Annotated in this window: 26 protein-coding genes; 19 read left to right on the top strand and 7 right to left on the bottom strand. The window is 73.1% G+C overall.

The annotated features are described in order from the left end of the window. Nucleotides 1–78: 78 nt before the first annotated feature. Nucleotides 79–816, top strand: coding sequence for an SAM-dependent methyltransferase (locus ACWGIS_RS10670; protein ID WP_453362020.1), 738 nt, complete (start codon nucleotides 79–81; stop codon nucleotides 814–816). 382 nt (nucleotides 817–1,198) lie between these two features. Here ACWGIS_RS10670 and ACWGIS_RS10665 read toward each other — a convergent pair whose 3' ends face one another. Beyond that, nucleotides 1,199–1,843, bottom strand: a complete 645-nt coding sequence (locus ACWGIS_RS10665; RefSeq protein ID WP_453362019.1) for a hypothetical protein — start codon at nucleotides 1,841–1,843, stop codon at nucleotides 1,199–1,201. Between the two features lie 100 nt (nucleotides 1,844–1,943). Between ACWGIS_RS10665 and ACWGIS_RS10660 the strand changes: the two genes are divergently transcribed. Beyond that, entirely contained in the window at nucleotides 1,944–2,348 is a 405-nt protein-coding gene (locus ACWGIS_RS10660) for a VOC family protein (RefSeq protein WP_453362018.1), read from the top strand. 76 nt (nucleotides 2,349–2,424) lie between these two features. Here ACWGIS_RS10660 and ACWGIS_RS10655 read toward each other — a convergent pair whose 3' ends face one another. Both ACWGIS_RS10655 and ACWGIS_RS10650 read right to left on the bottom strand, forming a co-directional pair. Continuing rightward, a complete protein-coding gene (locus ACWGIS_RS10655; protein ID WP_453362017.1) occupies nucleotides 2,425–3,114 on the bottom strand; it encodes a helix-turn-helix domain-containing protein in 690 nt (229 codons plus the stop codon). Between the two features lie 10 nt (nucleotides 3,115–3,124). Continuing rightward, complete coding sequence (locus ACWGIS_RS10650) at nucleotides 3,125–4,060, bottom strand: AraC family transcriptional regulator (RefSeq protein WP_453362016.1); 936 nt, start codon at nucleotides 4,058–4,060, stop codon at nucleotides 3,125–3,127. A gap of 101 nt (nucleotides 4,061–4,161) precedes the next feature. On the opposite strand from ACWGIS_RS10650, the gene ACWGIS_RS10645 reads away from it, so the two are divergent. Then, nucleotides 4,162–5,004 carry an NmrA family NAD(P)-binding protein gene (locus ACWGIS_RS10645; protein WP_453362015.1) on the top strand — a complete coding sequence of 281 codons (843 nt, stop codon included), beginning with the start codon at nucleotides 4,162–4,164 and terminating at the stop codon, nucleotides 5,002–5,004. Nucleotides 5,005–5,136: 132 nt separating this feature from the next. Here ACWGIS_RS10645 and ACWGIS_RS10640 read toward each other — a convergent pair whose 3' ends face one another. Next, on the bottom strand, nucleotides 5,137–6,306 hold the full coding sequence (locus ACWGIS_RS10640) for a YihY/virulence factor BrkB family protein (protein WP_453362014.1): 1,170 nt from the start codon (nucleotides 6,304–6,306) through the stop codon (nucleotides 5,137–5,139). 17 nt (nucleotides 6,307–6,323) lie between these two features. Here ACWGIS_RS10640 and ACWGIS_RS10635 point away from each other — a divergent pair, with 17 nt between their 5' ends. Both ACWGIS_RS10635 and ACWGIS_RS10630 read left to right on the top strand, forming a co-directional pair. After that, nucleotides 6,324–7,958 carry an acyl-CoA dehydrogenase family protein gene (locus ACWGIS_RS10635; RefSeq protein ID WP_453362013.1) on the top strand — a complete coding sequence of 545 codons (1,635 nt, stop codon included), beginning with the start codon at nucleotides 6,324–6,326 and terminating at the stop codon, nucleotides 7,956–7,958. A gap of 324 nt (nucleotides 7,959–8,282) precedes the next feature. After that, the gene (locus tag ACWGIS_RS10630; RefSeq protein ID WP_453362012.1) at nucleotides 8,283–9,572 is read left to right on the top strand and encodes a GAF domain-containing protein; all 1,290 of its coding nucleotides are present in this window, start codon (nucleotides 8,283–8,285) and stop codon (nucleotides 9,570–9,572) included. A 54-nt stretch (nucleotides 9,573–9,626) separates the two neighbouring features. On the opposite strand, the gene ACWGIS_RS10625 is transcribed toward ACWGIS_RS10630, so the two are convergent. Beyond that, the gene (locus ACWGIS_RS10625; RefSeq protein WP_453362011.1) at nucleotides 9,627–10,679 is read right to left on the bottom strand and encodes a M4 family metallopeptidase; all 1,053 of its coding nucleotides are present in this window, start codon (nucleotides 10,677–10,679) and stop codon (nucleotides 9,627–9,629) included. A 182-nt stretch (nucleotides 10,680–10,861) separates the two neighbouring features. Between ACWGIS_RS10625 and ACWGIS_RS10620 the strand changes: the two genes are divergently transcribed. The 13 genes from ACWGIS_RS10620 (at nucleotide 10,862) to ACWGIS_RS10560 (ending at nucleotide 22,587) form a co-directional block, all read left to right on the top strand. After that, a complete protein-coding gene (locus ACWGIS_RS10620; protein WP_453362010.1) occupies nucleotides 10,862–12,265 on the top strand; it encodes a hypothetical protein in 1,404 nt (467 codons plus the stop codon). A gap of 88 nt (nucleotides 12,266–12,353) precedes the next feature. Further along, nucleotides 12,354–12,926: a GNAT family N-acetyltransferase gene (locus ACWGIS_RS10615; protein ID WP_453362009.1), complete on the top strand. Its 573-nt coding sequence runs from the start codon at nucleotides 12,354–12,356 to the stop codon at nucleotides 12,924–12,926. Between the two features lie 152 nt (nucleotides 12,927–13,078). Further along, a complete protein-coding gene (locus ACWGIS_RS10610; RefSeq protein WP_316944184.1) occupies nucleotides 13,079–13,162 on the top strand; it encodes a putative leader peptide in 84 nt (27 codons plus the stop codon). A gap of 134 nt (nucleotides 13,163–13,296) precedes the next feature. Then, entirely contained in the window at nucleotides 13,297–14,988 is a 1,692-nt protein-coding gene (locus tag ACWGIS_RS10605; protein WP_453362008.1) for a nitrite/sulfite reductase, read from the top strand. A 31-nt stretch (nucleotides 14,989–15,019) separates the two neighbouring features. Next, the gene (locus ACWGIS_RS10600; protein ID WP_453362007.1) at nucleotides 15,020–15,199 is read left to right on the top strand and encodes a hypothetical protein; all 180 of its coding nucleotides are present in this window, start codon (nucleotides 15,020–15,022) and stop codon (nucleotides 15,197–15,199) included. Then, a complete protein-coding gene (locus ACWGIS_RS10595; RefSeq protein ID WP_453362006.1) occupies nucleotides 15,196–15,906 on the top strand; it encodes a phosphoadenylyl-sulfate reductase in 711 nt (236 codons plus the stop codon). Before ACWGIS_RS10600 ends, ACWGIS_RS10595 begins: the two co-directional genes overlap by 4 nt. A gap of 41 nt (nucleotides 15,907–15,947) precedes the next feature. After that, entirely contained in the window at nucleotides 15,948–16,484 is a 537-nt protein-coding gene (gene cysC, locus ACWGIS_RS10590; RefSeq protein WP_453362005.1) for an adenylyl-sulfate kinase, read from the top strand. Beyond that, a complete protein-coding gene (cysD, locus tag ACWGIS_RS10585) occupies nucleotides 16,481–17,416 on the top strand; it encodes a sulfate adenylyltransferase subunit CysD (protein WP_453362004.1) in 936 nt (311 codons plus the stop codon). Before cysC ends, cysD begins: the two co-directional genes overlap by 4 nt. A 2-nt stretch (nucleotides 17,417–17,418) precedes the next feature. Continuing rightward, nucleotides 17,419–18,774, top strand: a complete 1,356-nt coding sequence (locus ACWGIS_RS10580) for a sulfate adenylyltransferase subunit 1 (RefSeq protein WP_453362003.1) — start codon at nucleotides 17,419–17,421, stop codon at nucleotides 18,772–18,774. Nucleotides 18,775–19,003: 229 nt separating this feature from the next. Beyond that, nucleotides 19,004–20,116 carry an aliphatic sulfonate ABC transporter substrate-binding protein gene (locus ACWGIS_RS10575; protein ID WP_453362002.1) on the top strand — a complete coding sequence of 371 codons (1,113 nt, stop codon included), beginning with the start codon at nucleotides 19,004–19,006 and terminating at the stop codon, nucleotides 20,114–20,116. A gap of 40 nt (nucleotides 20,117–20,156) precedes the next feature. Next, nucleotides 20,157–20,945 carry an ABC transporter ATP-binding protein gene (locus ACWGIS_RS10570; RefSeq protein WP_453362001.1) on the top strand — a complete coding sequence of 263 codons (789 nt, stop codon included), beginning with the start codon at nucleotides 20,157–20,159 and terminating at the stop codon, nucleotides 20,943–20,945. Next, a complete protein-coding gene (locus ACWGIS_RS10565) occupies nucleotides 20,932–21,834 on the top strand; it encodes an ABC transporter permease (RefSeq protein ID WP_453362000.1) in 903 nt (300 codons plus the stop codon). The genes ACWGIS_RS10570 and ACWGIS_RS10565 overlap by 14 nt, the downstream gene beginning before the upstream one ends. Before the next feature lie 6 nt (nucleotides 21,835–21,840). After that, nucleotides 21,841–22,587, top strand: a complete 747-nt coding sequence (locus ACWGIS_RS10560; protein WP_453361999.1) for a sirohydrochlorin chelatase — start codon at nucleotides 21,841–21,843, stop codon at nucleotides 22,585–22,587. Between the two features lie 241 nt (nucleotides 22,588–22,828). On the opposite strand, the gene ACWGIS_RS10555 is transcribed toward ACWGIS_RS10560, so the two are convergent. Further along, complete coding sequence (locus ACWGIS_RS10555) at nucleotides 22,829–23,428, bottom strand: TIGR03086 family metal-binding protein (RefSeq protein ID WP_453361998.1); 600 nt, start codon at nucleotides 23,426–23,428, stop codon at nucleotides 22,829–22,831. Between the two features lie 137 nt (nucleotides 23,429–23,565). On the opposite strand from ACWGIS_RS10555, the gene ACWGIS_RS10550 reads away from it, so the two are divergent. Then, nucleotides 23,566–24,420 (top strand): transglutaminase-like domain-containing protein, encoded by an 855-nt coding sequence (locus tag ACWGIS_RS10550; protein ID WP_453361997.1) that lies wholly within the window; start codon nucleotides 23,566–23,568, stop codon nucleotides 24,418–24,420. Between the two features lie 24 nt (nucleotides 24,421–24,444). On the opposite strand, the gene ACWGIS_RS10545 is transcribed toward ACWGIS_RS10550, so the two are convergent. After that, nucleotides 24,445–24,990, bottom strand: coding sequence for a DUF1697 domain-containing protein (locus ACWGIS_RS10545; RefSeq protein WP_453361996.1), 546 nt, complete (start codon nucleotides 24,988–24,990; stop codon nucleotides 24,445–24,447). Nucleotides 24,991–25,242 lie beyond the last annotated feature (252 nt).

Raw genomic sequence — 25,242 nt, 5'->3', positions numbered from 1 at the left:
GACCCCGGTGCCGCCGCCGGGGGTGGTCCCCCGGGAAATGGGTGTGCGTGCGGCGGCCGTCGCTGTCAGGCTGCGCCGATGAACCGTGAACAGCTGTCCGAGATCGCTCACGCAGGTCACCCGATCAAGGCGCCCCTCGACGACGGCTCGGTGCGCGAGCTGCTGGAGCACGGGATCGCCCGGCCGGACGCGCGTGTGCTCGACCTCGGCTGCGGTGGCGGCGAGTGGCTGCTGCGCGCCCTGGCCACCGGTCCCCTGCTGCGCGCCGAGGGCGTCGACATCTCGCGGGACGCGCTGGCGCGGGCCGGAGAGTCCGCGGAGCGTCTCGGCGTCGGCTCGCGCCTGACGCTGCACCACCGGTCGGCCGCCGACTTCACCTCCCCGCACCTCTTCGACCTGGTGCTCAGCGTGGGGGCGGCGCACGCGTTCGGGGGTTTGCTCCCCACGCTCGCGGCGGCCCGCGGCCACCTGGCGCCGGGCGGGCGCGTGCTGGTGGGTGACGGGTTCTGGGAGCGCGAACCCTCCCCGGAGGCCGTGGAGATGCTCGGCGAGCTGACCGACCTGACCACCACCGTGGAGCGGGTGACCGCCGACGGGTGGACGCCCGTCCACGGTCACATCAGCACCCGGCGCGAGCTCGACGCCTACGAGTGGGCCTGCTGGGGGTCCATGGCCGCGTGGGCGCTGGACCGGCCCGGCCACCCGGACAGCGCCGAGGTGCTGGCGACGTCCGCCGTACGCCGCTCCGAGTGGCTGCGGTCCTACCGGGACAGCTTCGGCTTCGTCTGCCTGGTCCTGCGCCCCACCTCCGGCTGACCGCCCGCGCGCCCGAGCCGACCCCGGCGACCCGGACGGTCCGGCCGCACGTGACCAACCCCGGACGCATCCGCCCCACGACCACGTGACCGACCCCGGGACGGCTCCCGCCACACCACGACGTAGCCGACGCCGGACGCTTCCGCCGCACGGCGAGGTGGCCGACGCCGGACGCTTCCGCCGCACGGCGAGGTGGCCGACCCTGAAGGTTTCAGCCGCACGACGACGTCCACCGCCCTGGACGCTCCGGCCTCAGAACGACGTGACCAACCCCGGACGCCTCCGCCCCACGACCACGTGACCGACCCCGGGACGGGTGCCGCGGCTCGTGTGCGCCGCCGCCGTGGTCCCCTGGCCCGGCGGCGTACCCGGTCCGGTCCTGTCAGCCCGAGGTCCCCACCTCGTTGTTCGGGGCGCCGTCGCCCTCCGGGGGCAGGTCGCCCCGCTCGACCGGCTCCGTGGCCGTGCCCGACCGCTCGGGCGGCAGCGCGGCGGCCAGCTCGGCGTCGTCGGGGCGGTGCACGGCCTTCGCGGCGGCGCGCAGGACCCGGCGGTCCACGGCGGCGACGTCCGCGGTCACCCGCACCACGATCCCCTTGCCGCTCGTCGCGTATTCGTGCTGCGCGGGCCCCTCGCGGTACCAGGCGGCGCCGTCGCGCACGCAGGTGACCGGCTCGTCCGCGACGTCGCCGACCGGCTGCCGCTCGCAGTCGCCGGCCGTCACGGTGCCCCGGTCCACGGACAGGCGGATCTGCGCCCCGCTGCTCTCCGACCAGTAGACGGCCGAGAACCCGTCGTCGCCGTACACGCCGACCGACTGCCGGGCGATGGTGAAGCCGGGGACCTCGGTGACCCGGACGAGTTCGGGTGCGCTGCCCGACGACCGTACCCGGGCGTCCAGTTCGGCCCGGTCGTGGGCGGCGGACGTCGAGGGCCGCCCGCCGGGCCCCGACTTCTCGGTGCCGCAGCCGGCGAGCAGGGCGGGCAGCAGCAGCGCGGGCAGCAGCAGGCGCACGGTCCGGGTCATGCGCCCATCCTGCCGCACACGCGTTCCCCTGCCGCAGGGCCGGTCACGGATGTCCGATTCCTTCAAGACCGGCCGCCGCCCGCCCGCCTACGGTGATCGCATGACTCCACGTTTCGATGTGATCGGCGTCGCCGTCTCCGACATGGCGGCCGCGCTCGCCTTCTACCGCCGGCTCGGGCTCGTCTTCCCCGACGGCTCCGAGAGCCTGCCGCACACCGAGGCCGAACTCCCCGGCGGCCTGCGGCTGGCACTCGACACCGAGGAGACCATCCGCTCCTTCCACGCCGGATGGCGACCGCCCGCAGGGGGCGGCGGCCGGGTCTCGCTCGCCTTCCTGTGCGACAGCCCGGCGGAGGTCGACTCCCTCTACCAGGAGCTGGTCGACGCGGGCCACCACGGGGAGCTCAAGCCCTGGGACGCCTTCTGGGGCATGCGCTACGCCGTGGTGCACGACCCCGACGGCAACGGGGTGGACCTCTTCGCGCGCCTCCCCGCGGCGGAGTGACGCCGCGGGGCCCCCTCGGACCGCTACGCGCACAGCCGAAGGACGGGCACCATCCGCCCGCACAGCCGTACGGGCACTACGCGCCGGCCAGCAGCTCGGTGAGCGGCATGCCCGCCAACTCGCGTACGTCGCGCGCCAGATGAGCCTGGTCCGCGAAGCCGCACCGGGCCGCCGTCTCCGCGAACGGCACGCCGTCGCGGGCCAGCGCCAGGGCCCGCTGGAGCCGCAGTACCCGGGCCAGCGTCTTGGGCCCGTACCCGAAGGCGGCCAGCGAACAGCGGTGCAACTGGCGGGCGCCGAGGCCGAGTCCGTCCGCCGCCGCGGCGACCGAGCGCCCGGCCCGCAGCGCCGCCACGATCTCCCGGACCCTCGGGTCGGGTGGCGGTGCTCCGACCGCCCGCTCCAGGGCGACCTGTTCAAGCGCGGTCACCGGGTCGGCGGCGGCGTCGATCCGGCCGGTGAGGCGCCGCACCTCGGCGGCGGGCCACAGGTCGGCCAACTCCACGCGCCGGTCACGGAGTTCGTACGCGGGCACCCCGAGATGGGCGGGGGCCGTGCCGGGGTAGAAGCGCACGCCCGCCCAGCGGCGGCCCGCCGCGCCCTCGGGAACGTGGGCACGGGTGTCGGGTCCGGCGACCAGCAGCCGTCCCTCGGTCCACAGCAGGTCCATGCAGCCGTCGGGCAGCACGGGCCGCGCCGCGCCGCCGGTCCCGCCGTGCGACCAGACGACGGCGCCCGCCAGCCGGGACGCCCGCTCCTCGTACACGTACGCCAGGCTACGCCGCCCGGGTCCGGTGCTCCTGGGGACTGACGCCGTAGACCCGCTTGAAGGCGCTGGACAGGGCGAACGCGCTGCCGTACCCGACCCGGCGGGCGATCGCGCCGATCGTCTCCTCGCCGTCGCGCAGCAGGTCGGCGGCGAGGGCGAGACGCCAGCCGGTGAGGTACGTCATCGGGGGTTCGCCGACGAGGTCGCTGAAGCGCCGGGCCAGCGCGGCGCGCGACACCCCGGCCTCGGCGGCGAGCGAGGCCACCGTCCAGGGGTGGGCCGGGTCGTCCTGGACCAGCCGCAGCACCCGGCCCACGACCGGGTCGGCGAGCGCCCGGTACCAGGCGGGCGTCCCGGCGTCCGGACGGGAGAACCAGGCGCGCAGCGCGGCGATGACGAGCAGGTCGAGGAGCCGGTCGAGGACGACCTCCTGGCCGGGTTCGTCGCGCACGATCTCCGCGGCGAGGATCGGGGTCAGGGGGCACTCCCAGACGTCGGAGGTCAGCGACAGCAGCGGGGGCAGGGCGTCGAGCAGCCGGCCGCTGATCTCGCCCCGCATCAGGTAGGTGCCGATCAGCAGCACGGTGGAGCCGTCCGGCCGGTCGCCCCAGCTGCGCACCCCGAGGTCCCAGTGCCCCCGCAGGGAGCGCCCGTCGGGGTAGGTGCAGACGCCGCCCGGCAGGATCACCGCCTGCGGCGGGGTGTCCGGGGCGTCGGCGCAGACGTACGGGTCGGGTCCGCGGGCGATGGCGAGGTCGCCGGCCCGCAGCAGCACGCCCTCCGCCCCGTCCGGCACGACGCGGGCCTCGCCGCGGACCACGAGCACGACGGTGAGCGGGGCGCCGTCCTCGACGCGCACGCACCAGGGCGGGTCGAAGCTGGCCCGGATCATGAAGGCGCCACGCGCGCGTGGACCGTCGAGCAGGCCTGCGAGTGCGTCCATGGCGTCAGCGTAGAGGGCGCGGAAGCCGTCGTGGACGTCCGCTTATGGGGACGAGCCGCTCGGCCATGGTCCCCTTCCCGGCCCGGCGGTTGACTCAAGGCATGACGGAGAACAGGGCACGTGCGAAGGACATGACGGTGCTGGTCACCGGGGCGTCGGGGCGTACCGGCCGCCGGGTCGCGGAGGCCGCGCGGGCCGCGGGCCTGGGGGTGCGGGCGGCGTCGCGGGCGCACGGCTTCGACTGGGACGACCGGTCGACGTGGGCCCGGGCGCTGCGGGGCGCCGACGCGGCCTATCTCGTCCACCCCGCGGACGTGGGCGCCCCGTCGGCCGCGGAGACGATCGGCGCGTTCGCCCGGGAGGCGGTGGGACTCGGGGTGCGGCGGCTGGTGCTGCTGTCCTCGCGGGGCGAGGAGCGGGCGCTGCCGACGGAGGAGGCGGTCCGGGATTCGGGGGCCGTGTGGACGGTCGTCCGGGCGGCCTGGTTCGCGCAGAACTTCAGCGAGGGGCCGCTCGTGGAGGAGCTGCGGCACGGGGGGCTGGTGTTCCCCGCGGGCGACGTGCGGGAGCCGTTCGTGGACGTGCGGGACATCGCGGAGGTGGTGGTGGCCGCGCTGACGGCGGGCGAGCGGTACGCCGGCCGGGAGATCGCCGTGTCGGGGCCGCGCCTGCTGGGGTTCGGCGAGGCGTTGGCGGAGATCGCGGCGGCGACGGGCGGTGAGCTGACGTACACACCGGTCACGGCACGCGCGTACGGTGAGCGGCTCGTGGGTTTCGGGGTGCCGCCGGCGGAGGCGGAGTTCCTCGTCGAGCTGTTCGGGAGTCTGCTGGACGGCCGCAACGCCCGGCTGTCGGACGGTGTCCGGGAGGTGCTGGGCCGCGAGCCGCGCGACTTCGCCGACTTCGCGCGGGAGGCCGCGGCGGCGGGCGTCTGGAAGACCTGACCGCGCCCGGCGCCCTGCCCACCGGGGCTGGCGGTGGGGCGGTGTCCGCCGCCCCGCACGGCTCCCGGGCGGCTCGGCAGCCCCGCCCAGCTCCCCGGGCGGCTCGGCGACTCCGCACGGGGCCCCGGCGGCTCACTCCTCGGGGGGTTTCTCGTCCCCGTTCCTGTGCGGGTGGTGGTGGGTGTTCCGCACGTGCGTCCGCAGCCGGGACGTCACGTCCTCGGGCGGCAGGAAGCGGGACCACCGCTCGGGGAACTCGGAGGGCATGTCCGGGTCGTCCGGATCCGGGCCGGCGTCGCCGTGGCGGGCCGCGGACGCGCGGGCGACGTACTCCGCGGCCTGGGCCTCGCGCAGGCGCTCGTTGGCGGCGCGGGCGGCGGCCGTGGCGGCGGCGGGCCAGACCCGGTCGATGGCGGCGTTGACGGCGGCGCCCACGAGGACCGCGAAGGCGGACACACCGATCCACAGCAGGACCGCGACGGGCGCGGCGAGCGAACCGTAGATCGTGGGGCCCTCGACCGTGTTCGTCAGGTAGATGCGGAGCAGGAAGCTGCCCAGCACCCACATGGCGAGGGCCACCAGGGCGCCCGGCACGTCCTCGATCCAGGGCGAGCGGACCGGCACGGACACGTGGTAGAGCGTCGTCAGGAAGACGATGGAGAGCACGATGACGACGGGCCAGTACAGGACCTGTACGACGGTCGTCGACCAGGACACGATCTGCACCACGGCGTCCGGGCCCGCGACCATCAGCGGCAGCGCGACCGAGCCGATCAGCAGCGCCACGATGAACAGCAGGAACGACATCACGCGGGTCGCCACGATGCCGCGGGTGCCGTCGAGGCCGTACATGACGGTGATGGTGTCGATGAAGACGTTCACCGCGCGGGAGCCCGACCACAGCGCGAACAAAAAGCCGAGGGAGATGACGTCGGGCCGGCCGCCCTTCATCACGTCGTCGAGGATCGGCTGGGCGATCTGGGTGACACCCTTGTCGGAGAGGACTGTGCGGGACGCCTCCAACAGGTTGTTCTCCAGCCCGGCGATGCTGTCGGCGCCGGTCCAGTCGTCCACGTAGCCGAGCAGTCCGATCATGCTCAGCAGCAGCGGCGGCACGGACAGCAGCGTGAAGAACGCCGCCTCCGCCGCCAGTCCCAGGATCCGGTACTCCATGCACGAGTTGACGGTGTCCTTGAGCAGCAGCCAGGCGGTCCTGCGCTTCGACACGTTCCGGTACAGCGCCTTGGCGCGGTGAAGACGGCCCGAGGGTGGCCGTTCAGGTGTTTCTTTTGCCTGGTGCACATCCTTACCGTATCCGTATGGCAGCCACCACCCACACCGTGACCAACCAGGCTCCGCCCCTGGTCGGATATGACGTCTTCGCCGCCGACCGGGCCCTCGTGGAGGGGGTCGAACGGCACCTCGACCCGGCCCTCCTCGACGAGGCGCGCGGGGAACTCTCGGGCCTCGGCCGTTCGGCCGGCGCCACGCAGGTCCTGGAGTGGGGTGCGCTGGCCAACGAGTACCCGCCCCGGCTGCGCACCCACGACCGCTACGGCAACCGCGTCGACGAGGTCGAGTTCCATCCGTCCTGGCACCGGCTCCTCGGCAAGGGCGTCTCCGCCGGTCTGACCGCGGCCTGGTCCCGTCCCGGCGGGCACGTCCGGCGCGCGGCCGGTTTCATGATCTGGACGCAGGTCGAGGCGGGCAACGGCTGCCCGCTGTCGATGACCCACGCCGCGGTGCCCGCGCTGCGCACGGACCCGGCGCTCGCCGCCGAGTGGGAGCCGCGGCTGACGTCCACCGTCTACGACCAGGGGCTGCGCCCCGCCCACGAGAAGGCCGGCGTCCTCTTCGGGATGGGGATGACGGAGAAGCAGGGCGGCAGCGACGTCCGGGCCAACACGACGGCCGCCCGGCCGCTCGCCGAGGACGGGACGTACGAGCTGACGGGCCACAAGTGGTTCTGCTCGGCGCCGATGTCGGACGGCTTCCTGGTGCTGGCGCAGGCGCCCGGCGGTCTGACCTGCTTCCTCGTGCCGCGCGTGCTGGAGGACGGCACGCGCAACGTGTTCCGCATCCAGCGGCTCAAGGACAAGCTGGGCAACCGGTCGAACGCGTCGAGCGAGGTGGAGTTCGACGGAACCTGGGCGCGCCGGGTCGGGGACGAGGGGCGCGGGGTGCGCACGATCATCGAGATGGTCGCGGCGACCCGGCTGGACTGCGTGCTGGGCTCGGCGTCGCTGATGCGGCAGGCCGTGGCGCAGGCCGTGCACCACTCGGCCCACCGCGAGGCGTTCGGCGGCGCCCTGATCGACAAGCCGCTGATGCGCAACGTCCTGGCGGACCTGGCGCTGGAGTCCGAGGCGGCGACCACGCTGGCGCTGCGGCTGGCCGCCGCCTACGACGACGGCGGGGAGCAGGAGCGGGCGTTCCTGCGGCTCGCGGTGCCGGCCGCGAAGTACTGGGTGACCAAGCGGTGTACGCCGGTTGCGGTCGAGGCGCTGGAGTGCCTGGGCGGGAACGGCTACGTCGAGGAGTCCGGGATGCCCCGGCTGCTGCGCGAGTCGCCGCTGAACTCGATCTGGGAGGGCGCGGGCAACGTGCAGGCGCTGGACGTACTGCGGGCCCTGCAGCGGGAGCCCGGCGCGCTGGACGCCTTCCTGCGCGAGGTGGGGCAGGCCCGCGGTGCCGACCACCGGCTGGACGGCGCGATCAAGAACCTGCTGACGGAGCTCGCCGACCTGGAGGGGGTCGAGGCCCGCGCCCGCCGGGTCGTGGAGCGCATCGCGCTGGTGCTCCAGGGATCGCTGCTGGTGAGGTACGCGCCGCCGGAGGTCGCCGACGCGTTCTGCGCCTCGCGGCTGGGCGGTGACTGGGGTTCGGCGTTCGGCACGCTGCCGCACAGCCTGGACCTGGCCTCGGTGGTGGAGCGGGCGCGGCCGGTGAGCTGACCGCCCCGGCCGGACGCCGGGGGCTCCTCCGGGGGTGCGGTACGAGGGGCGGGGGTGGTGCTGCGCCGACACGGCACCACCCCCGCCCCGCGGGCCCCGTTGGAGGAGCACGGGCGCCGCACGGGCGGCGCCGCTCAAGTTTCGGACACGGTACGACGGTTCGCCAGAGTTGCAGGGGGTTGCAACCGGGCGGTACTTGTGGGCGGACCGTCTCCCTCCGAGGCGGCGGGGCTGCACTATGAGAGCGGCAGCCGGCGCGGCTCCGCCTCTGGCCGAAAGAGGACTCGGAAGCCGGTTGCCGCAAGGCTCATGCAGGAGGATCCGGTGGCGCACTCGACGATGGACGTGACACGGCTCGCCGCCAGGGACGCCGCGGGGGCGGCACGGGTGCTGAGCGAGGTGCACAGCGCTGCCCTGTCGGGGCGGCGCGCGCGGGTGGCACCCCGGCCGGTCATCGAGGAGTCCTGGGAGCGGATGCTGCGCAGCGGCGTCGATCCCGACCACGACTTCCGGGCCGGGCTGCTCGGCAGGGAGGAGATCGAGCACCGGCGGCGGAACTCGCCGCTGCGGCACGTGCTGCCGGTCCTGCGCGAGGGTCTGCTCTCGGTCGCGGACACCACGCACCACATCATGGTCGTCGCGGACGCGGAGGGCCGGGTGCTGTGGCGGGAGGGCAGTCCTTCGGTGCTGCGCAAGGCCGACGGGCACGGCTTCGAGGTGGGCGCCGACTGGCGCGAGGACGTCGTCGGCACGAACGGCGTGGGCACACCGCTGGTCACCGGGCGTCCGGTGCAGGTGTTCTCCGCCGAGCACTTCGTGCGCACGCATCACTCGTGGACGTGCACCGGCGCCCCGATCACCGATCCGCGCGACGGCCGTCTGGTCGGCGCGGTCGACGTGAGCGGACCGCTGGAGACGATGCATCCGGCCACGCTCGCGCTGGTCGACGCGGTGGCCAAGCTGGCCCAGGCGCGGCTGCGGGAGCTGCACCAGAGTTCGCTGGAGCGGCTGCGGGCGGTGGCGGCGCCGATGCTGGCGCGGCTCGGCGGACGTGCCGTGGTGGTGGACCGGGACGGCTGGACCGCCGCGGTGACCGGGATGCCGTACACGAACCGGGTGGCGCTGCCCGCCTCGCTCGGCGGGGACGGCCTGAGCCGGCTGCCGGCGCTCGGCCTGTGCGTGGTGGAGTCCCTGCCGGGCGGCTGGCTGATCCGGGTGGCGGACGAGCCGGCGCCGCGGGAGGCCAGCCGGATCGTGCTGGACCTGTCGCACCCGCGCCGCAGGAGGGTGACCGTGTCGGGCGACGCGGGCTCGTGGACGCACGAGCTGAGCCCCCGTCACGCGGAGCTGCTGTACCTGCTGGCGCTGCACCCGGCCGGCCGCAGTGCCGCGGGACTGGCCGACGACATGTTCGGCGACCCGGCCCGCACGGTGACGGTCCGTGCCGAGATGTCCCGGGTCAGGCGGTACCTCGGCGCGTTCCTGGAGCACCAGCCGTATCGTTTCTCCGACGTCGCCGGGGTCGAACTCCTCCTCCCCGAGGACCCCATCGACCTGCTGCCCCACTCGACCGCTCCGGCGATCGTCGAGGCGCGCACGGCCCGGCAGCGCTGAGCCGCCGGGGCCGGTGACGGCGGCCGCGGGAGGCGCGGCCGCCGTACCCCGCGGTCAGACCCCGGGGATCTCCCGGTCCTGGAAGGCGGCCCGCACCGCGGCCGCGGCCGAGCTGCCGTACATCTTCTGCGCCGTGGCGACCGTGGTCAGCGCCGCGTCACGGAAGCCCGTGTCCGGGGCGAACCCGAACTGCGCGTTCACGATGATCCGGTCGGCCGTCCGGGCGCCGAGGGCCCTGCGGATGTCGAGGAGGGCCCGGGACCAGATCTCGCCGTCGGCGTGTACCTCGCCCACCTTGTCGCCGTACACCTTGTCGCCGTCGATGCGGCGCAGGCAGTGCGGCGCCGCGGAGGTGTACGAGACGGAGTCCCAGTCGGCGACGCAGGCGAGGTCGGCCCGGCGGGGCCAGCCGTACCGGGCGTCCGCGTGCTCGCCGACCGCCACGGCGAGGTAGTCGCCGAAGGCCTCGCCGATGGAGCCGGCCTCCTCCGAGGTACCGAAGCCGGGGACCTGGGCGTGGTGCACGGCGTGGCCGTACTCGTGCACGATCACCTCGCCGTCCTCCGCGTCGTCGACGCCGCCCTTGCCGAAGCGGATCTCGGCCTTCTTGTCGGTGAAGAAGGAGTTGTCGGCGCCCCACTGGTTGATGCGGACCGGCTGGGCGCGGTCGTTGGCGCCGGGGAGCTCGCTGCCGAAGCCGAGGCTCTGCAGGTACTCCTGGGCCTCGTTGACCCAGAAGTACGCCATCACCTGTTCGAACTGGTCGTCCTTGCGGGTGTACGAGCCGGCGTCGGCGGTCCTCGCCGAGGTGCCGGTGTCCGAACGGACGTGGGCCCAGCGGCCGGACAGGCCGCCGGACGCGTCGAGGTTGCGCAGCGCGGCCCGGGCGTAGGCGGAGGCGGGCACGGCCGACGCCGAGTCCTTGGCGTCGGCGAGCGTCTGGTCACCGGACGACTGGACCGGGTTGACCATGAAGACACGGGCCTCGGGACCTGCCGACGCCGAGGCCGGGGCCGAGGCGAGGGCCGTGACACTGGTGAGGGCCAGCGCGGCCGTGGTGGCGGCGAGCAGGCCGCGGGGTGTGCGGCGGGAGAGCCGGCGAGTCATGCACATCCTCCGGGTCAGGAGTGGGTGCGGGGGGTGGCGTAGCGCTGCGGATCTTCTCGTATTCCCCCGTCTTTGACCAGGCTCGGTGCTCTCTGCCGTAGCATCCCTTCCACGGGCCACCCCGCACGCCCCTCGCTCAATGTCTGGACCCGGAGGGGAAGTTGGCCTTCTCGGGAGGACGCATGAAGCAGCGCGGCAGGCACCGTCGAAAGAGAAGGGGCCAGGCGCTGCGCGCCACCCTGGCCGGGACCGCTCTCGCCCTGACCGCCGCGGCCACGCTGATCAGCACCTCGCAGGCCACCGACGGCGACGACCCGGGCGCGCTCACGCCGCTCACCTCGTCCGCCGAGATCGGCAAGCTCCGGCTCCACGAGAACCTGGTCTCGGAAAGCACCCTGGACACCCTCACCGCGAACATGGGCGGGAACGTCGGGGTCCACGGCGTGCTGCAGAGCGCCAACCACGCGATGCGCGGCAAGGGGGAGTGCGCGGGCACCGAGACCGGCGCCCTGCCCGTGGAGCCCGAGGCGTCCCGCGCGTACTGCTGGGACAGCGGGGACGCCACGACCCAGAAGTGGCTGCCGCAGTCCGTCACCACCTCCGGCGACGCCGACGACGACGGCAAGTGGGGCGAGGACCGCGTCATCCTGGCCGGCTGGACGCACAACGACCACAAGGCGGGCGAGCCGCCCGAGGACACCGGGCTGGCCCGGATCGCGTTCATCGACGCCAACGACCCGGACCACCTCAGGTACCGCTGGGTGCTGCTCGTCGCCCCGCTGAGCGGCGGCGCGGACTTCGGGGCCGTGCGCTCCCACCTCGGCGGCATGGTCTGGTACCAGGACAAGCTGATCGTCACCGCGAAGAACGGCGCCGACCACGACAACGCCCTGTTCGTCTTCGACATGCGCCGCATCCTGCGGGCGAGCGTCGACAGCGGCGCGATCGGCAAGGTCAGCGGCGGCTACTCGGCCAAGGGCTACCAGTACGTGCTGCCCGCCATCGGCTCGTACAACCTGACGGGCGGCGCCTGCACCGCGAGCCACGACGACGCCGTCCCGTGCTTCGCCTCCGTCTCACTGGACCGCACCTCGACCCCGGACAGCCTGGTCGCCAACGAGTGGTTCAGCTCCGGCGGCACCCAGCCGGCCCGCCTGTGGCGCTACCACTACAGCACCGCGAGCGACCGCACCGGCCTGCTGGCCACCGGCGCCGGCGGCCTGGTGGACGCCGACGAGGCCTTCGAGACCAAGGCCGTCGGGGTGCAGGGCGCGCTCTCCCACCGGGCGGACGGCGCGAGCAGAGCGGACTGGTACGTCGGCCAGGCGCCGGGCAGCCGCGGCACGCACGGCACCCTGTGGCGGCAGAACGCGAGCGGGGCCGCCGCGGCCCGCTGCACCGCCGACCGGTCGCACGCCTGCTGGGGACAGCACACGGAGTCGCTGTCGTACTGGACGGAGACCGGTGAGCTGTGGACGCTCACCGAGTGGGCGGCGAACAAGGACAACGCCTGGGAGCCGACCGCCATCCCGGAACGCGTGCTGTACGCCGTGCCCCTGTCGTCGGTGAACAACTCCCTGGACTAGCGCCCGGCGCGCGCCCGCAGCGGGTGGCGTCCGGGGTCCCGTGCCGGCATTTTGGAGGCGCGACGCGCTCCGTGGTTCCCTGGCCGGCATGAGCAACGTCACCGTGACCACCTGGTCCCTGGAGCAGACGGCCGCCGCCGACCTGCTGCCCGCGCCCGCGCCCGGCGCCGACGTGAGCGTCGTCCGCTCCGAGGTGCCCTCCCCCGAGTTCAGCCGCTTCCTGTACGCCTCCGTCGGCGGGGACATCCGCTGGACCGACCGGCTCGGCTGGACGTACGCGCGGTGGCGGGAGTTCCTGGACCGGCCGGGCGTCGAGACCTGGGTCGCCTACGACCGGGGGACGCCCGCGGGCTACGTGGAACTGGACCCGCAGGACGACGGAGCCGTGGAGATCGCCTACTTCGGGCTCATCCCCGCCTTCCGGGGCCGCCGGATCGGCGGGCACCTGCTCTCGTACGGGACCGCGCGCGCCTGGGACCTGGCGCGGCGCTGGCCGGGCCGCGCCGAGACCCGGCGGGTCTGGCTGCACACCTGCAGCAAGGACGGCGAGCACGCCATGGACAACTACCTCAAGCGCGGGTTCTCGCTCTTCGACACCAAGGTGGAGGAGGAGCCGGAGGTGCCCGCGCCCGGCCCCTGGCCCGGAGCGCGGGTGCGGTGACCTGCCGGAACCGCGGGCCGCTGGTCCCCGTCGCGGAGGTCCGGCGGCCCCGGATGTGATCGACGACACCCTTGTCTCGCCATTCGGGACTAGGGTGTCCACATGATGGATGATGGTGGACTCCCCCGAGACCCCCGTGACACGCTTCCGTCATGTCTGGAACTGGGATTGCCTTGGTGAGTCGGCGACACGTCGATCTCTGCCGCATGTCCAGCGCCATCTGTCCGGCGAGCTGATCAGCCCAGCGCTGCCGAGATCTCCCCTTGTGTGACCTTTGCGCAATGACGCGCCCATACTCCGGTATGTGCCCATATGTGCAGGTCAGAGCCGCTCTCCTGCCTGTCCCGTAGTCCCGAAGGACGTATCAGCCATGGCCGCCACCCCGCAGAATCCCGCCGCGCCCCGCCGCAAGGTGAGCCGTCACCGCGGCGAGGGTCAGTGGGCCGTGGGTCACTTCACCCCGCTCAACGGCAACGAACAGTTCAAGAAGGACGACGACGGTCTCAATGTGCGGACACGCATTGAGACGATCTACTCCAAGCGCGGCTTCGACTCGATCGACCCCAACGACCTGCGCGGGCGGATGCGCTGGTGGGGCCTCTACACCCAGCGCAAGCCCGGGATCGACGGCGGCAAGACCGCGATCCTGGAGCCCGAGGAGCTGGACGACAAGTACTTCATGCTGCGCGTGCGCATCGACGGCGGCCGGCTGACCACCGCTCAGCTCAGGGTCATCGGCGAGGTCTCGCAGGAGTTCGCGCGCGGCACCGCCGACATCACCGACCGGCAGAACATCCAGCTCCACTGGGTCCGCATCGAGGACGTGCCCGAGATCTGGAACCGCCTGGAGGCCGTCGGGCTCTCGACCACCGAGGCCTGCGGTGACACGCCCCGCACGATCCTCGGCTCGCCGGTCGCCGGCATCGCGGAGGACGAGATCATCGACGGCACCCCGGCCGTCGAGGAGATCCACCGGCGCTTCATCGGCGACAAGGCGTTCTCCAACCTGCCGCGCAAGTTCAAGACCGCGATCTCCGGCTCGCCGCTGCTGGACGTGGCCCACGAGATCAACGACGTCGCGTTCGTCGGCGTGGACCACCCCGAGCACGGCCCCGGCTTCGACCTCTGGGTCGGCGGCGGCCTCTCCACCAACCCCAAGATCGGCCAGCGCCTCGGCGCCTGGGTCCCGCTGGACGAGGTCGCGGACGCCTGGGAGGGCGTCATCTCGATCTTCCGCGACTACGGCTACCGGCGGCTGCGCAACCGCGCCCGGCTGAAGTTCCTGGTCGCCGACTGGGGCGTCGAGAAGTTCCGCCAGGTCCTGGAGGACGAGTACCTGAAGCGCAAGCTCGTCGACGGCCCGGCGCCCGCCGAGCCGCTCGCCCGCTGGCGCGACCACATCGGCGTGCACCGGCAGCAGGACGGCCGCCACTACGTCGGCTTCGCGCCGCGGGTCGGCCGCGTGGACGGCGCCACCCTCACGAAGATCGCCGAACTGGCCGAGGCACACGGCTCGGGCCGCCTGCGCACCACCGTCGAGCAGAAGATGATCGTGCTCGACGTCGAGCAGGACCAGGTCGACTCGCTCACAGCGGGCCTGGAGGCGCTCGACCTGACCGTGCGGCCCTCCGCGTTCCGGCGCGGCACGATGGCCTGCACCGGCATCGAGTACTGCAAGCTCGCCATCGTCGAGACGAAGGCGCGGGGAGCCGCCCTGATCGACGAACTGGAGCGCCGCATCCCCGAGTTCGACGAGCCGATCACCATCAACCTCAACGGCTGCCCGAACGCCTGCGCCCGCATCCAGGTCGCGGACATCGGTCTCAAGGGCCAGCTGGTCCTCGACGAGAACGGCGAGCAGGTCGAGGGCTACCAGGTGCACCTCGGCGGCGCGCTCGGCCTGGAGGCCGGGTTCGGCCGCAAGGTCCGCGGCCTGAAGGTCACCTCCGACGAACTGCCCGACTACGTCGAGCGGGTCCTCACGCGCTACCAGGCGGAGCGCGAGGACGGCGAGCGGTTCGCCGTCTGGGCGGCGCGCGCCTCCGAGGAGGCCCTGTCGTGAACCGGGCCGGCGACCACCGGGGGGACGGCGCATGAGTGAGCGTGCCGCGCCCTTCTACTGCCCCTACTGCGGCGACGAGGACCTGCGGCCCGGGGAACAGGGCCACGGGGCCTGGGAATGCGGGGCCTGCAATCGAGCCTTCCAGCTGAAGTTCCTCGGGCTGCTGTCCCGGGGCTTCCAGCACAACGACGGTGGAGGGGACGGGACATGACGACGCTTCAGGACGGACGCACGGCCGAGGACCTCAAGAGCCTCGCCGAGCGGGCGGGACGCGACCTGGAGGACGCGTCCGCGCTGGACATCCTCCGGTGGGCCGCGGACACCTTCGGCACGCGGTTCTGCGTGACCTCCTCCATGGAGGACGCCGTGGTGGCGCACCTCGCGTCCCGCGCCCGCCCCGGGGTCGACGTCGTCTTCCTCGACACCGGCTACCACTTCCCCGAGACCATCGGCACCCGGGACGCGGTCGAGGCCGTGATGGACGTCAACGTCATCACGCTCACCCCGCGCCGGACGGTCGCCGAACAGGACGCCGAGCACGGTCCGCGGCTGCACGACCGCGACCCGGACCTGTGCTGCGCGCTGCGCAAGGTGCAGCCGCTGGAGCAGGGGCTGACGGGGTACGACGCGTGGGCGACGGGCCTGCGCCGCGACGAGTCCCCGACCCGGGCGAACACCCCGGTCGTCGGCTGGGACGAGAAGCGCCGCAAGGTCAAGGTGTCGCCGATCGCCCGCTGGACGCAGGACGACGTGGAGGCCTATGTCGCCGAGCACGGAGTCCTCACCAACCCCCTGCTGACGGACGGCTACCCGTCCGTGGGCTGCGCGCCCTGCACCCGCCGGGTGCTGGAGGGCGAGGACGCGCGCGCCGGCCGCTGGGCGGGCCGCAACAAGACCGAGTGCGGGCTGCACGGATGACGACGGCCACGCCCGACTCCCGGGAAACGCAGGAGAAGCAAGTGACGACCGGAGCCACCGTCTGGCTCACGGGTCTGCCGAGTGCCGGCAAGACCACCATCGCGAACGAGCTGGCCGGACGCCTGCGCGCGGAGGGACACCGCGTGGAGGTCCTCGACGGCGACGAGATCCGCGAGTTCCTCTCGTCGGGCCTCGGCTTCTCGCGCGAGGACCGTGACACGAACGTGCAGCGCATCGGCTTCCTCGCCGACCTGCTCGCGCGCAACGGCGTCAAGGCGCTGGTGCCGGTGATCGCGCCGTTCGCCGACAGCCGCGAGGCGGTGCGCAAGCGCCATCGGGCGAGCGGCGCCGCGTACCTGGAGGTGCACGTGGCGACTCCGGTCGAGGTGTGCTCCGTACGCGACGTGAAGGGGCTGTACGCCAAGCAGGCGGCCGGGGAGATATCCGGGCTCACCGGGGTCGACGACCCCTACGAGGAGCCCGCCTCGCCCGACCTGCGCATCGAGTCCCACACCCAGACCGTGCAGGAGTCCGCGGCCGCGCTGTACTCGCTGCTCACCGAAAGGGGTCTCGCATGACGACCGCAGCCACTGTCTCCGAGGAGACGGACAGCCCGTACGCGCTGTCGCACCTGGACGCGCTGGAGTCCGAGGCCGTCCACATCTTCCGCGAGGTGGCGGGCGAGTTCGAGCGGCCGGTGATCCTCTTCTCCGGCGGCAAGGACTCCATCGTCATGCTGCACCTGGCGCTGAAGGCCTTCGCCCCCGCGCCCGTGCCGTTCTCCCTGCTGCACGTGGACACCGGGCACAACTTCCCCGAGGTGCTGGACTACCGCGACCGCACGGTGGCCCGCCACGGCCTGCGCCTGCACGTCGCCTCGGTGCAGGACTACATCGACCGCGGTGTGCTGCGCGAGCGCCCCGACGGCACGCGCAACCCGCTGCAGACCGTCCCCCTCACCGAGAAGATCCAGGCCGAGCGCTTCGACGCCGTCTTCGGCGGCGGACGCCGCGACGAGGAGAAGGCCCGCGCCAAGGAGCGCGTCTTCTCCCTGCGCGACGAGTTCTCCCAGTGGGACCCGAGGCGCCAGCGCCCCGAACTGTGGCAGCTCTACAACGGCCGCCACGCGCCCGGCGAGCACGTCCGCGTCTTCCCCCTCAGCAACTGGACCGAGCTGGACGTCTGGCAGTACATCGCCCGCGAGGGCATCGAACTGCCCGGGATCTACTTCGCCCACGAGCGCGAGGTGTTCCAGCGGGCCGGCATGTGGCTGACCCCCGGCGAGTGGGGCGGCCCGAAGGAGAGCGAGACGGTCGAGAAGCGCCTCGTGCGCTACCGCACCGTCGGCGACATGTCCTGCACCGGCGCCGTCGACTCCGACGCCACCACGCTGGACGCCGTCATCGCCGAGATCGCCGCCTCCCGGCTCACCGAACGCGGCGCCACCCGAGCCGACGACAAGATGTCCGAGGCCGCCATGGAAGACCGCAAGCGCGAGGGGTACTTCTAGAGATGTCCAGCACCACCGAGCCCGCCCAGCCGCTGTCGGTCGAGCAGTTGTCGGCGACGACCCTGCTGCGCTTCGCCACCGCCGGTTCCGTCGACGACGGCAAGTCCACCCTGGTCGGGCGCCTCCTGCACGACTCCAAGTCGGTCCTCACCGACCAGCTCGAAGCCGTCGAGCGGGTCTCCGCGAGCCGCGGCCAGGACACCCCCGACCTCGCCCTGCTCACCGACGGCCTGCGCGCCGAGCGCGAACAGGGCATCACCATCGACGTCGCCTACCGGTACTTCGCCACGGCCCGCCGCCGGTTCATCCTCGCGGACACCCCGGGCCACGTGCAGTACACCCGCAACATGGTCACCGGCGCGTCCACCGCCGACCTCGCCGTCGTCCTCGTCGACGCCCGCAACGGCGTCATCGAGCAGACCCGCCGGCACGCCGCCGTCGCCGCCCTGCTGCGCGTGCCGCACGTGGTCCTCGCCGTGAACAAGATGGACCTGGTCGCGTACCAGGAGTCCGTCTTCGCCGCGATCGCCGAGGAGTTCACGGCGTACGCGTCCGAGCTGGGCGTCCCGGAGATCACCGCGATCCCGATCTCGGCGCTCGCCGGCGACAACGTGGTGGAGCCGTCGGCGAACATGGACTGGTACGGCGGCCCCACGGTCCTGGAGCACCTGGAGACCGTGCCGGTCAGCCACGACCTGGCCCACTGCCACGCCCGGCTGCCCGTGCAGTACGTGATCCGGCCGCAGACCGCCGAGCACCCCGACTACCGGGGCTACGCGGGGCAGATCGCGGCCGGCACCTTCCGGGTCGGCGAGAGCGTGACCGTGCTGCCGTCGGGCCGCACGACGCGGCTCGCCGGGATCGACGTCCTCGGCACGCCCGCCGACGTCGCCTGGACCCCGCAGTCGGTGACCCTGCTGCTGGAGGACGACATCGACGTCTCGCGCGGCGACCTGATCGTGCCGAGCAAGGACGCGCCGCCGACCACCCAGGACGTCGAGGCGACCGTCTGCCACGTCGCCGACGAACCGCTCACCGTCGGCCACCGCGTGCTGCTCAAGCACGGCACCCGCACGGTCAAGGCGATCGTCAAGGACATCCCGTCCCGGCTGACGCTGGACGACCTCTCGCTGCACCCGCACCCGGGCCGGCTGGTCGCCAACGACATCGGCCGCGTCAAGATCCGTACCGCGGAGCCGCTGCCGCTGGACTCGTACGCCGACTCCCGCCGCACCGGCTCGTTCATCCTGATCGACCCCGCCGACGGCACGACCCTCACCGCGGGCATGGTCGGCGAGTCCTTCGCCGCGCCCGAGCCGGTCAGGGACGAGACGGACGACGACGGGTGGGACTTCTGACATGACGTCCACCGACTTCTTCTCCACGTTCGCGAAGGAGGGCGGCCGCGTCGGCAGCGGCGCCCTCGGCAGCGGGCAGGGCGGGGTCGCGCGATGTGCGCGATGACGTACGCGCACTGCCTGCGCGCCCCGTCCCCCCACCTGCCGTCCCAGCAGAGACGAAGACCTGCCGACCTCCCGGCCACGACCTGAGACCGTGACCGCCGGGCCAACGAGAGGAACACCTCCCGTGCCTGCCAACCGCTCCACCGTCCTGCGACGCACCTTCGCGGCCGTCGCCGCGCTTCCCCTTCTCACCCTGGCCGCCTGCGGTTACGGCTCGGACTCCGAGAAGAACGACGACACGGCGAAGGTCGCCGCCGGCGCCGAGAAGATCGACGGTCTCGACACCGTCAAGATCGGCTACTTCGGCAACCTCACCCACGCCACCGCGCTGGTGGGCCGCCAGCAGGGCCTCTTCCAGAAGGAACTGGGCGCCACGAAGGCGGAGTACGCCACCTTCAACGCGGGCCCGTCCGAGATCGAGGCGCTGAACTCGGGCTCGATCGACATCGGCTGGATCGGTCCCTCCCCGGCGATCAACGGCTTCACCAAGTCCGACGGCAAGAGCCTGCGCATCATCGGCGGTTCGGCCTCCGGCGGCGTGAAGCTCGTGGTGAACCCCAAGAAGATCAAGTCCCTGAAGGACGTCGAGGGCAAGAAGATCGCCACCCCGCAGCTCGGCAACACCCAGGACGTGGCGTTCCTCAACTGGGCCGCGGAGCAGGGCTGGAAGGTCGACGCGGAGAGCGGCAAGGGCGACGTCTCCGTGATCCGCACGGACAACAAGATCACTCCGGACGCCTACAAGTCCGGCTCCATCGACGGCGCCTGGGTGCCGGAGCCGACCGCGTCCAAGCTGGTCGCCGAGGGCGGCAAGGTGCTGCTCGACGAGGCCGACCTGTGGCCCGGCAAGAAGTTCGTGATCACGAACATCATCGTGTCGCAGAAGTTCCTCAAGGAGCACCCGAAGGTGGTCGAGGCCGTCCTGGCGGGCGCGGTGAAGACCAACAAGTGGATCGGCGCCAACCCGGACGAGGCGAAGAAGGCGGCGAACGCCCGGCTCAAGGAGGACTCCGGCAAGGAGCTCCCGGCCGACATCCTCGACCCGGCGTGGAAGTCCATCCAGATCACCAACGACCCGCTGGCGTCCACCCTGGAGACGGAGGCGGCCCACGCGGTCAAGGCCGGTCTGCTGGAGGCGCCCGACCTCAAGGGCATCTACGACCTCACTCTGCTGAACAAGGTCCTGAAGGCCGAGGGCGAGAGCACCGTCGACGACGCCGGTCTCGGCGTCAAGTAGTCCGCATCCGACACTGATCAGTTCCCAGGAGGTGACGACCATGGCAACCGCTCTCGTCAAGGCAGCCGACACCGGTACGTCGGTGGAGCAGGCCGTGCGGATCGAGCACGTCTCGAAGTCCTTCGCCGGGCCCGCCGGACAGCAGCTCGTCCTCGACGACATCTCGCTCGATGTCGCACCGGGCGAGTTCGTCACCCTCCTGGGGGCCTCGGGCTGCGGCAAGTCCACACTGCTCAACCTGGTGGCGGGGCTCGACGCCCCGTCCGCCGGCAGCATCACCACGGCGGGGCGGCCCGCCCTGATGTTCCAGGAGCACGCGCTGTTCCCGTGGCTGACCGCCGGCAAGAACATCGAACTCGCCCTGAAACTCCGGGGCATCGCGAAGGCCGACCGCCGCGGCAGGGCGGAGGAGCTGCTGGAGCTCGTCCGGCTGAAGGGCGCGTACGGCAAGCGGGTGCACGAGCTGTCGGGCGGCATGCGGCAGCGGGTCGCGCTGGCCCGCGCGCTCGCCCAGGACAGCCCGCTGCTGCTGATGGACGAGCCGTTCGCCGCGCTCGACGCCATCACGCGGGACGTGCTGCACGACGAACTGACCCGCATCTGGAGCGAGACGAACGTCTCGGTGCTGTTCGTGACCCACAACGTGCGCGAGGCCGTCCGGCTCGCCGAGCGGGTCGTCCTGCTGTCCTCCCGCCCGGGGCGCGTCGCGCACGAGTGGACGGTCGGCATTCCGCAGCCGCGCCGCATCGAGGACTCCGCCGTGGCGGAACTGTCCGTCGAGATCACCGAACAACTGCGTGGGGAGATCCGCCGCCATGGCCAGCACTGAGACCAAGGCCGGCCCGGACGCCGGGAACCACGGCGACCTGGCCGGACTGGAAGCGGGCCTCGACGCACTGGAGACGGTCCAGACCGGGCGTACGCCCCTGCGCCAGACCCTCGTGCAGAAGGTGCTGCCGCCGCTCGTCGCCATCGCGCTGGTGCTGGTGGTGTGGCAGGCGCTGATCTCGTTCAAGGTGGTCGACGACCCCACCAAGCTGCCCTCGCCCGGCGACGTGTGGGCCGAGGTCGAGGACGCCTGGCTCGAGGGCAAGCTGCTCGGCTACATCTGGACGAGCGTCTCGCGCGGCCTGCTCGGCTTCCTGATGGCGCTGGCCATCGGCACCCCGCTGGGCCTGCTGGTGGCACGCGTGCGGTTCGTGCGCGCGGCCATCGGCCCGGTCCTGTCGGGCCTGCAGTCGCTGCCGTCGGTGGCCTGGGTGCCGCCCGCGGTGATCTGGCTGGGCCTGGAGCCGTCGATGATGTACGCGGTGATCCTGCTCGGTGCCGTCCCCTCCATCGCCAACGGCCTGGTGTCGGGCGTCGACCAGGTGCCCCCGCTGTATCTGCGGGCGGGCCGGACACTGGGCGCCAAGGGCCTGCTGCACACCTGGCACATCGTCATGCCGGCGGCGCTGCCCGGCTACCTGGCGGGCCTGAAGCAGGGCTGGGCGTTCTCCTGGCGCTCGCTGATGGCCGCGGAGATCATCGCGTCCTCGCCCGAACTGGGCGTGGGCCTCGGCCAGTTGCTGGAGAACGGCCGCACGGTCAGCTCCATGTCCATGGTCTTCCTCGCCATCCTCCTCATCCTGATCGTCGGTATCGCCATCGACCTGCTGATCTTCAGCCCGCTGGAGCGGTGGGTGCTGCGCAGCCGCGGTCTCCTCGTGAAGAGCTGATTCCCCATGCCCGTAGCCGCCCGCCCCGTCCTGCTGGTCGTCGCCCACGGCAGCCGTGATCCGCGGCATGCCGCGACGGTGCACGCCCTGGTACGGCGGCTGCGGGCGGCGCGGCCGGGTCTGCGGGTGGAGACGGGCTTCCTCGACTTCACCCTGCCGTCCGTGCAGGGGGTGCTGGAGTCCCTGGCGGCGGAGGGCGTACGGGACGTGGTGGCGCTGCCGCTGCTGCTGACCCGCGCCTTCCACGCGAAGGCGGACATCCCGGCGGTGCTGCGGGACGCGCCCGCGCGGCTGCGCGTCCGGCAGGCCGAGGTGCTCGGCCCGTCGCCCCTGCTGACGGCGGCGCTCGAACGCCGGCTGTACGAGGCGGGCCTCGGGCCCGCCGACAAGTCCTCGACCGGGGTCGTACTGGCCTCGGCGGGGTCCACCGACCCGGAGGCGATCGCAGTGATCGCTGACATCGCGCGGGAGTGGCGGCGCACCGGTTGGTGCGCTGTGCGGCCTGCGTTCGCCTCCGCGGCCCTTCCGCGCACGCAGGACGCCGTGCGCGAACTGCGTGCGCTCGGGTGCGAGCGGGTCGCGGTGGCGCCGTACGTCCTCGCCCCCGGCTTCCTGCCCGACCGCATCGCGCGGGGCGCCGCCGAGGCGGACGTCCTGGCCGAGGTCCTGGGCACGGCGCCGGAGGTCGTGCGGGTCCTGCTGGACCGGTACGACGAGGCACGGCGCCCCGCCCTGGCAGCGCTCGGCGCGTAGCCGCGACGACACGCGACGCCCGGGAATCCGGCCCGCGCCGCCGGCCTCGGGCGCACCCGCGCGAGGCGCGCAGACCCGGCGTCCCACACCTCTCCACGGCGAGGCTCGCCCGCCCGGCCGCGCGCACCCCTCCACCGCGCGGCGCGCCAGTCCGCCCTCGCACGCCTCTCCCCCGGCGCGCGCCGGTCCCGCCCTCGCACCTCCCTCCCCCGCGAGGCGCGTCCGCCTGGCGTCGTGTTCCTCAGTGGTCGGCCGCGCCCTGGCGCGGGTCCCGGCCGCTCGCGGCCAGCGCGCGGTCGAAGACGGGTGCGTCGTCGGGAACGGCGACCGGGTCGGCGAAGCCGTCGTAGCGGCGGTACAGCTCACCGTGCTTCTCGACCACGTCCAGCACGAGCCGGGCGGCGCCCTCCGAGACGCGGAACTCCTGGCCCGTGGAGACGGCGACGTCCCAGCCGTGGACCGCCATCTCCTTCACGATCATCTCCGCCACGTCGGCGGCCGGGATCGCCGCGGTGCCGAGGTCCACCTCTCCCTCCCACACCGCGGGGTCGTCCCAGGCGGCGACGGCGCGGTCGAGCTGCGCGGCGTACGCCTCGGCCCAGTCCGGGTCCGCCGTGAAGTCGCGGCCGGTCAGCTCGTCGGGGAGCGGCTCGCGCAACGCCCGGTGCTCCAGCCCGTGCGAGGTGTAGAGCACCCAGTGGTTCACCAGGGCGCGGACGTCCCAGCCGGCGCAGTGCGTGGGCCGGTCCAGCCGCGCGGTCGCGGCGTCCCGGGCCACCCGGGCGGCCTCGGTGGCGCACTCCCTCATGTACGGATGCACGTTCTTGTATGCGTCGCTCATGCGCCCCACGCTAGGAGCCGCGCCCGTGCCCCTTCTTGAAGAAACGCGACAGCCTCGGACGCCCTGCGGGGAGGGCTACGCGGTTCGGGGCCGCCGGCCCTGGACCTTGCCCCTGGGGCAGGCCCGATGGTCCCGGCATGGATCCCTATCTGACGCAGAGCGTCTACAGCGACCCCGGCGCACTCGACCTCGGAGCGCTTCCCCGTGAACCGGCCCAGCTCGCGAGGCTCGTACGGAATGTGATGATCCATCGGGGCGAGGGCGAACTGTTCGGCCATGCCGTGGACGGGCGGTGGCTGCGCGAGGACGCGGAGTCGCGCCGGGTGACGACCGTGCTGCGCCTCCTGCGGGAGCGCTCGGACCTGCCGCTCACCGAACGGCGGGAGCCGGCCGAGCGGTTCGTCGGGACCTGCCGTGACTTCTCGCTGCTGCTGTGCTCGCTGCTCCGGGCGACCGGGACCCCGGCTCGCCCCCGCTGCGGCTTCGCCGACTACTTCGTCGCCGACTGGTACGAGGACCACTGGGTCACCGAGTTCCGTCTGCCGGGCGTCGGTTGGCAGCTGATGGACGCGCAGATCGCGTACGGCCCCTACGACGTGTCCTTCGACCCGCTGGACGTCCCGCGGGACCGGTTCCTCGTGGCCGGGCGGGCCTGGCGGGAGTGCCGGGCCGGCCGGGCGGATCCCCGCTCCTTCGGCCTCAGCTGGGACGAGGGCCTCAGGGGTCTGTGGTTCGTCCGCGGCAACGTGCTCCGCGACCTGGCGGCGCTCAACGGCGTCGAGGTGCTGCCCTGGGACTGCTGGGGCCCGGAGATCGTCGACGACACGGGCCTCACGGACGGCGAACTCGCGTCGGTCGACCGCGTCGCCGCCGCCCGGACCGACGAGGAGGCGCGACGGCTGTACCGGGACCCGCGCCTCGCCGTCCCGGACGAGGTCGTCTCGTACACCTCCTACAGCGGGGTACGGAAGGTCAGGCTGCCCGGCCCCTGAAGGCGGCCTCGGCACGCGGAGCGGTCACGCGCGGGTGAGTTCCTCCAGCTTGACGACCGTGTTCCAGTTGCGGGTGGTGGCCGTGAGGCCCTTCAGGAGGCGGGGCTTCGACAGGGCCTCCCCCAGCTTCGAGCGGCCGAGGCCGTCGGGCGCGTACAGGTACAGGGCGCGGTCGCCGAGGCGGAACTCCTCGGGCAGGAAGGCCCCCGGGTCGACGGCGGCGAAACGCTCGGCGTCGACGGGCTCGGAGAAGTACGTGACGTGCAGTTGCCTGGACTCCAGTTCGGCGGCGGGGAACGGGCAGGCGTCGCGTACCGCCGCGAGGTAGGCGTGGTCGCGCACCAGCACCCCGACGGGGAACCCGAAGTGCTCCTCGACCGCTTGCGCCAGCTCGGCGGCGAGGGACCGCTCGTCGCCGTGGTCGCTGCCGAACACGGCGTTGCCGCTCTGCAGGTAGGTGGCGACCCCGGCGTACCCGAGCCCCTGCATCAGGGTGCGCAGCTCGGCCATCGGCACCTTCTTGCTGCCGCCCACGTTGATCCCGCGCAGCAGCGCCGCATACATCGTCATCCGCACACCTTAGAGCGGCCGCCGGCGGGCACGGGGGTGACGTGGCGGCCGGCCCCGGAGCGGCCACCGGCAGGCCGCCCCGGGCTCCCGCGGGGCGCACCCTGATCCACATCCCCGACAACTCCCTTTACGTGTAAGGGGCTTACATCATCCCCAGTGGGGAGGGACCGGGGGCCGGGGGGAGGAGCCGGGCCGGGGGCGGGTCACCGGCAAGCACGACGAGACGCTCTTATCCGCCCCATACCTTCGTAG

This window comes from Streptomyces sp. NPDC054842 (assembly GCF_053611025.1).
This window is presented reverse-complemented; position numbering and strand designations above follow the sequence as displayed.

Coding starts and splice junctions, on each gene's coding strand:
- ACWGIS_RS10560 (WP_453361999.1), top strand. CDS start 21,841: ATGCCCGTAGCCGCCCGCCCCGTCCTGCTGGTCGTCGCCCACGGCAGC.
- ACWGIS_RS10610 (WP_316944184.1), top strand. CDS start 13,079: ATGTCTGGAACTGGGATTGCCTTGGTGAGTCGGCGACACGTCGATCTC.
- ACWGIS_RS10595 (WP_453362006.1), top strand. CDS start 15,196: ATGACGACGCTTCAGGACGGACGCACGGCCGAGGACCTCAAGAGCCTC.
- ACWGIS_RS10550 (WP_453361997.1), top strand. CDS start 23,566: ATGGATCCCTATCTGACGCAGAGCGTCTACAGCGACCCCGGCGCACTC.
- ACWGIS_RS10660 (WP_453362018.1), top strand. CDS start 1,944: ATGACTCCACGTTTCGATGTGATCGGCGTCGCCGTCTCCGACATGGCG.
- ACWGIS_RS10605 (WP_453362008.1), top strand. CDS start 13,297: ATGGCCGCCACCCCGCAGAATCCCGCCGCGCCCCGCCGCAAGGTGAGC.
- ACWGIS_RS10670 (WP_453362020.1), top strand. CDS start 79: ATGAACCGTGAACAGCTGTCCGAGATCGCTCACGCAGGTCACCCGATC.
- ACWGIS_RS10580 (WP_453362003.1), top strand. CDS start 17,419: ATGTCCAGCACCACCGAGCCCGCCCAGCCGCTGTCGGTCGAGCAGTTG.
- ACWGIS_RS10555 (WP_453361998.1), bottom strand. CDS start 23,428: ATGAGCGACGCATACAAGAACGTGCATCCGTACATGAGGGAGTGCGCC.
- cysD (WP_453362004.1), top strand. CDS start 16,481: ATGACGACCGCAGCCACTGTCTCCGAGGAGACGGACAGCCCGTACGCG.
- ACWGIS_RS10665 (WP_453362019.1), bottom strand. CDS start 1,843: ATGACCCGGACCGTGCGCCTGCTGCTGCCCGCGCTGCTGCTGCCCGCC.
- ACWGIS_RS10635 (WP_453362013.1), top strand. CDS start 6,324: ATGGCAGCCACCACCCACACCGTGACCAACCAGGCTCCGCCCCTGGTC.
- ACWGIS_RS10620 (WP_453362010.1), top strand. CDS start 10,862: ATGAAGCAGCGCGGCAGGCACCGTCGAAAGAGAAGGGGCCAGGCGCTG.
- ACWGIS_RS10625 (WP_453362011.1), bottom strand. CDS start 10,679: ATGACTCGCCGGCTCTCCCGCCGCACACCCCGCGGCCTGCTCGCCGCC.
- ACWGIS_RS10570 (WP_453362001.1), top strand. CDS start 20,157: ATGGCAACCGCTCTCGTCAAGGCAGCCGACACCGGTACGTCGGTGGAG.
- ACWGIS_RS10600 (WP_453362007.1), top strand. CDS start 15,020: ATGAGTGAGCGTGCCGCGCCCTTCTACTGCCCCTACTGCGGCGACGAG.
- ACWGIS_RS10650 (WP_453362016.1), bottom strand. CDS start 4,060: ATGGACGCACTCGCAGGCCTGCTCGACGGTCCACGCGCGCGTGGCGCC.
- ACWGIS_RS10645 (WP_453362015.1), top strand. CDS start 4,162: ATGACGGAGAACAGGGCACGTGCGAAGGACATGACGGTGCTGGTCACC.
- ACWGIS_RS10565 (WP_453362000.1), top strand. CDS start 20,932: ATGGCCAGCACTGAGACCAAGGCCGGCCCGGACGCCGGGAACCACGGC.
- ACWGIS_RS10615 (WP_453362009.1), top strand. CDS start 12,354: ATGAGCAACGTCACCGTGACCACCTGGTCCCTGGAGCAGACGGCCGCC.
- ACWGIS_RS10545 (WP_453361996.1), bottom strand. CDS start 24,990: ATGACGATGTATGCGGCGCTGCTGCGCGGGATCAACGTGGGCGGCAGC.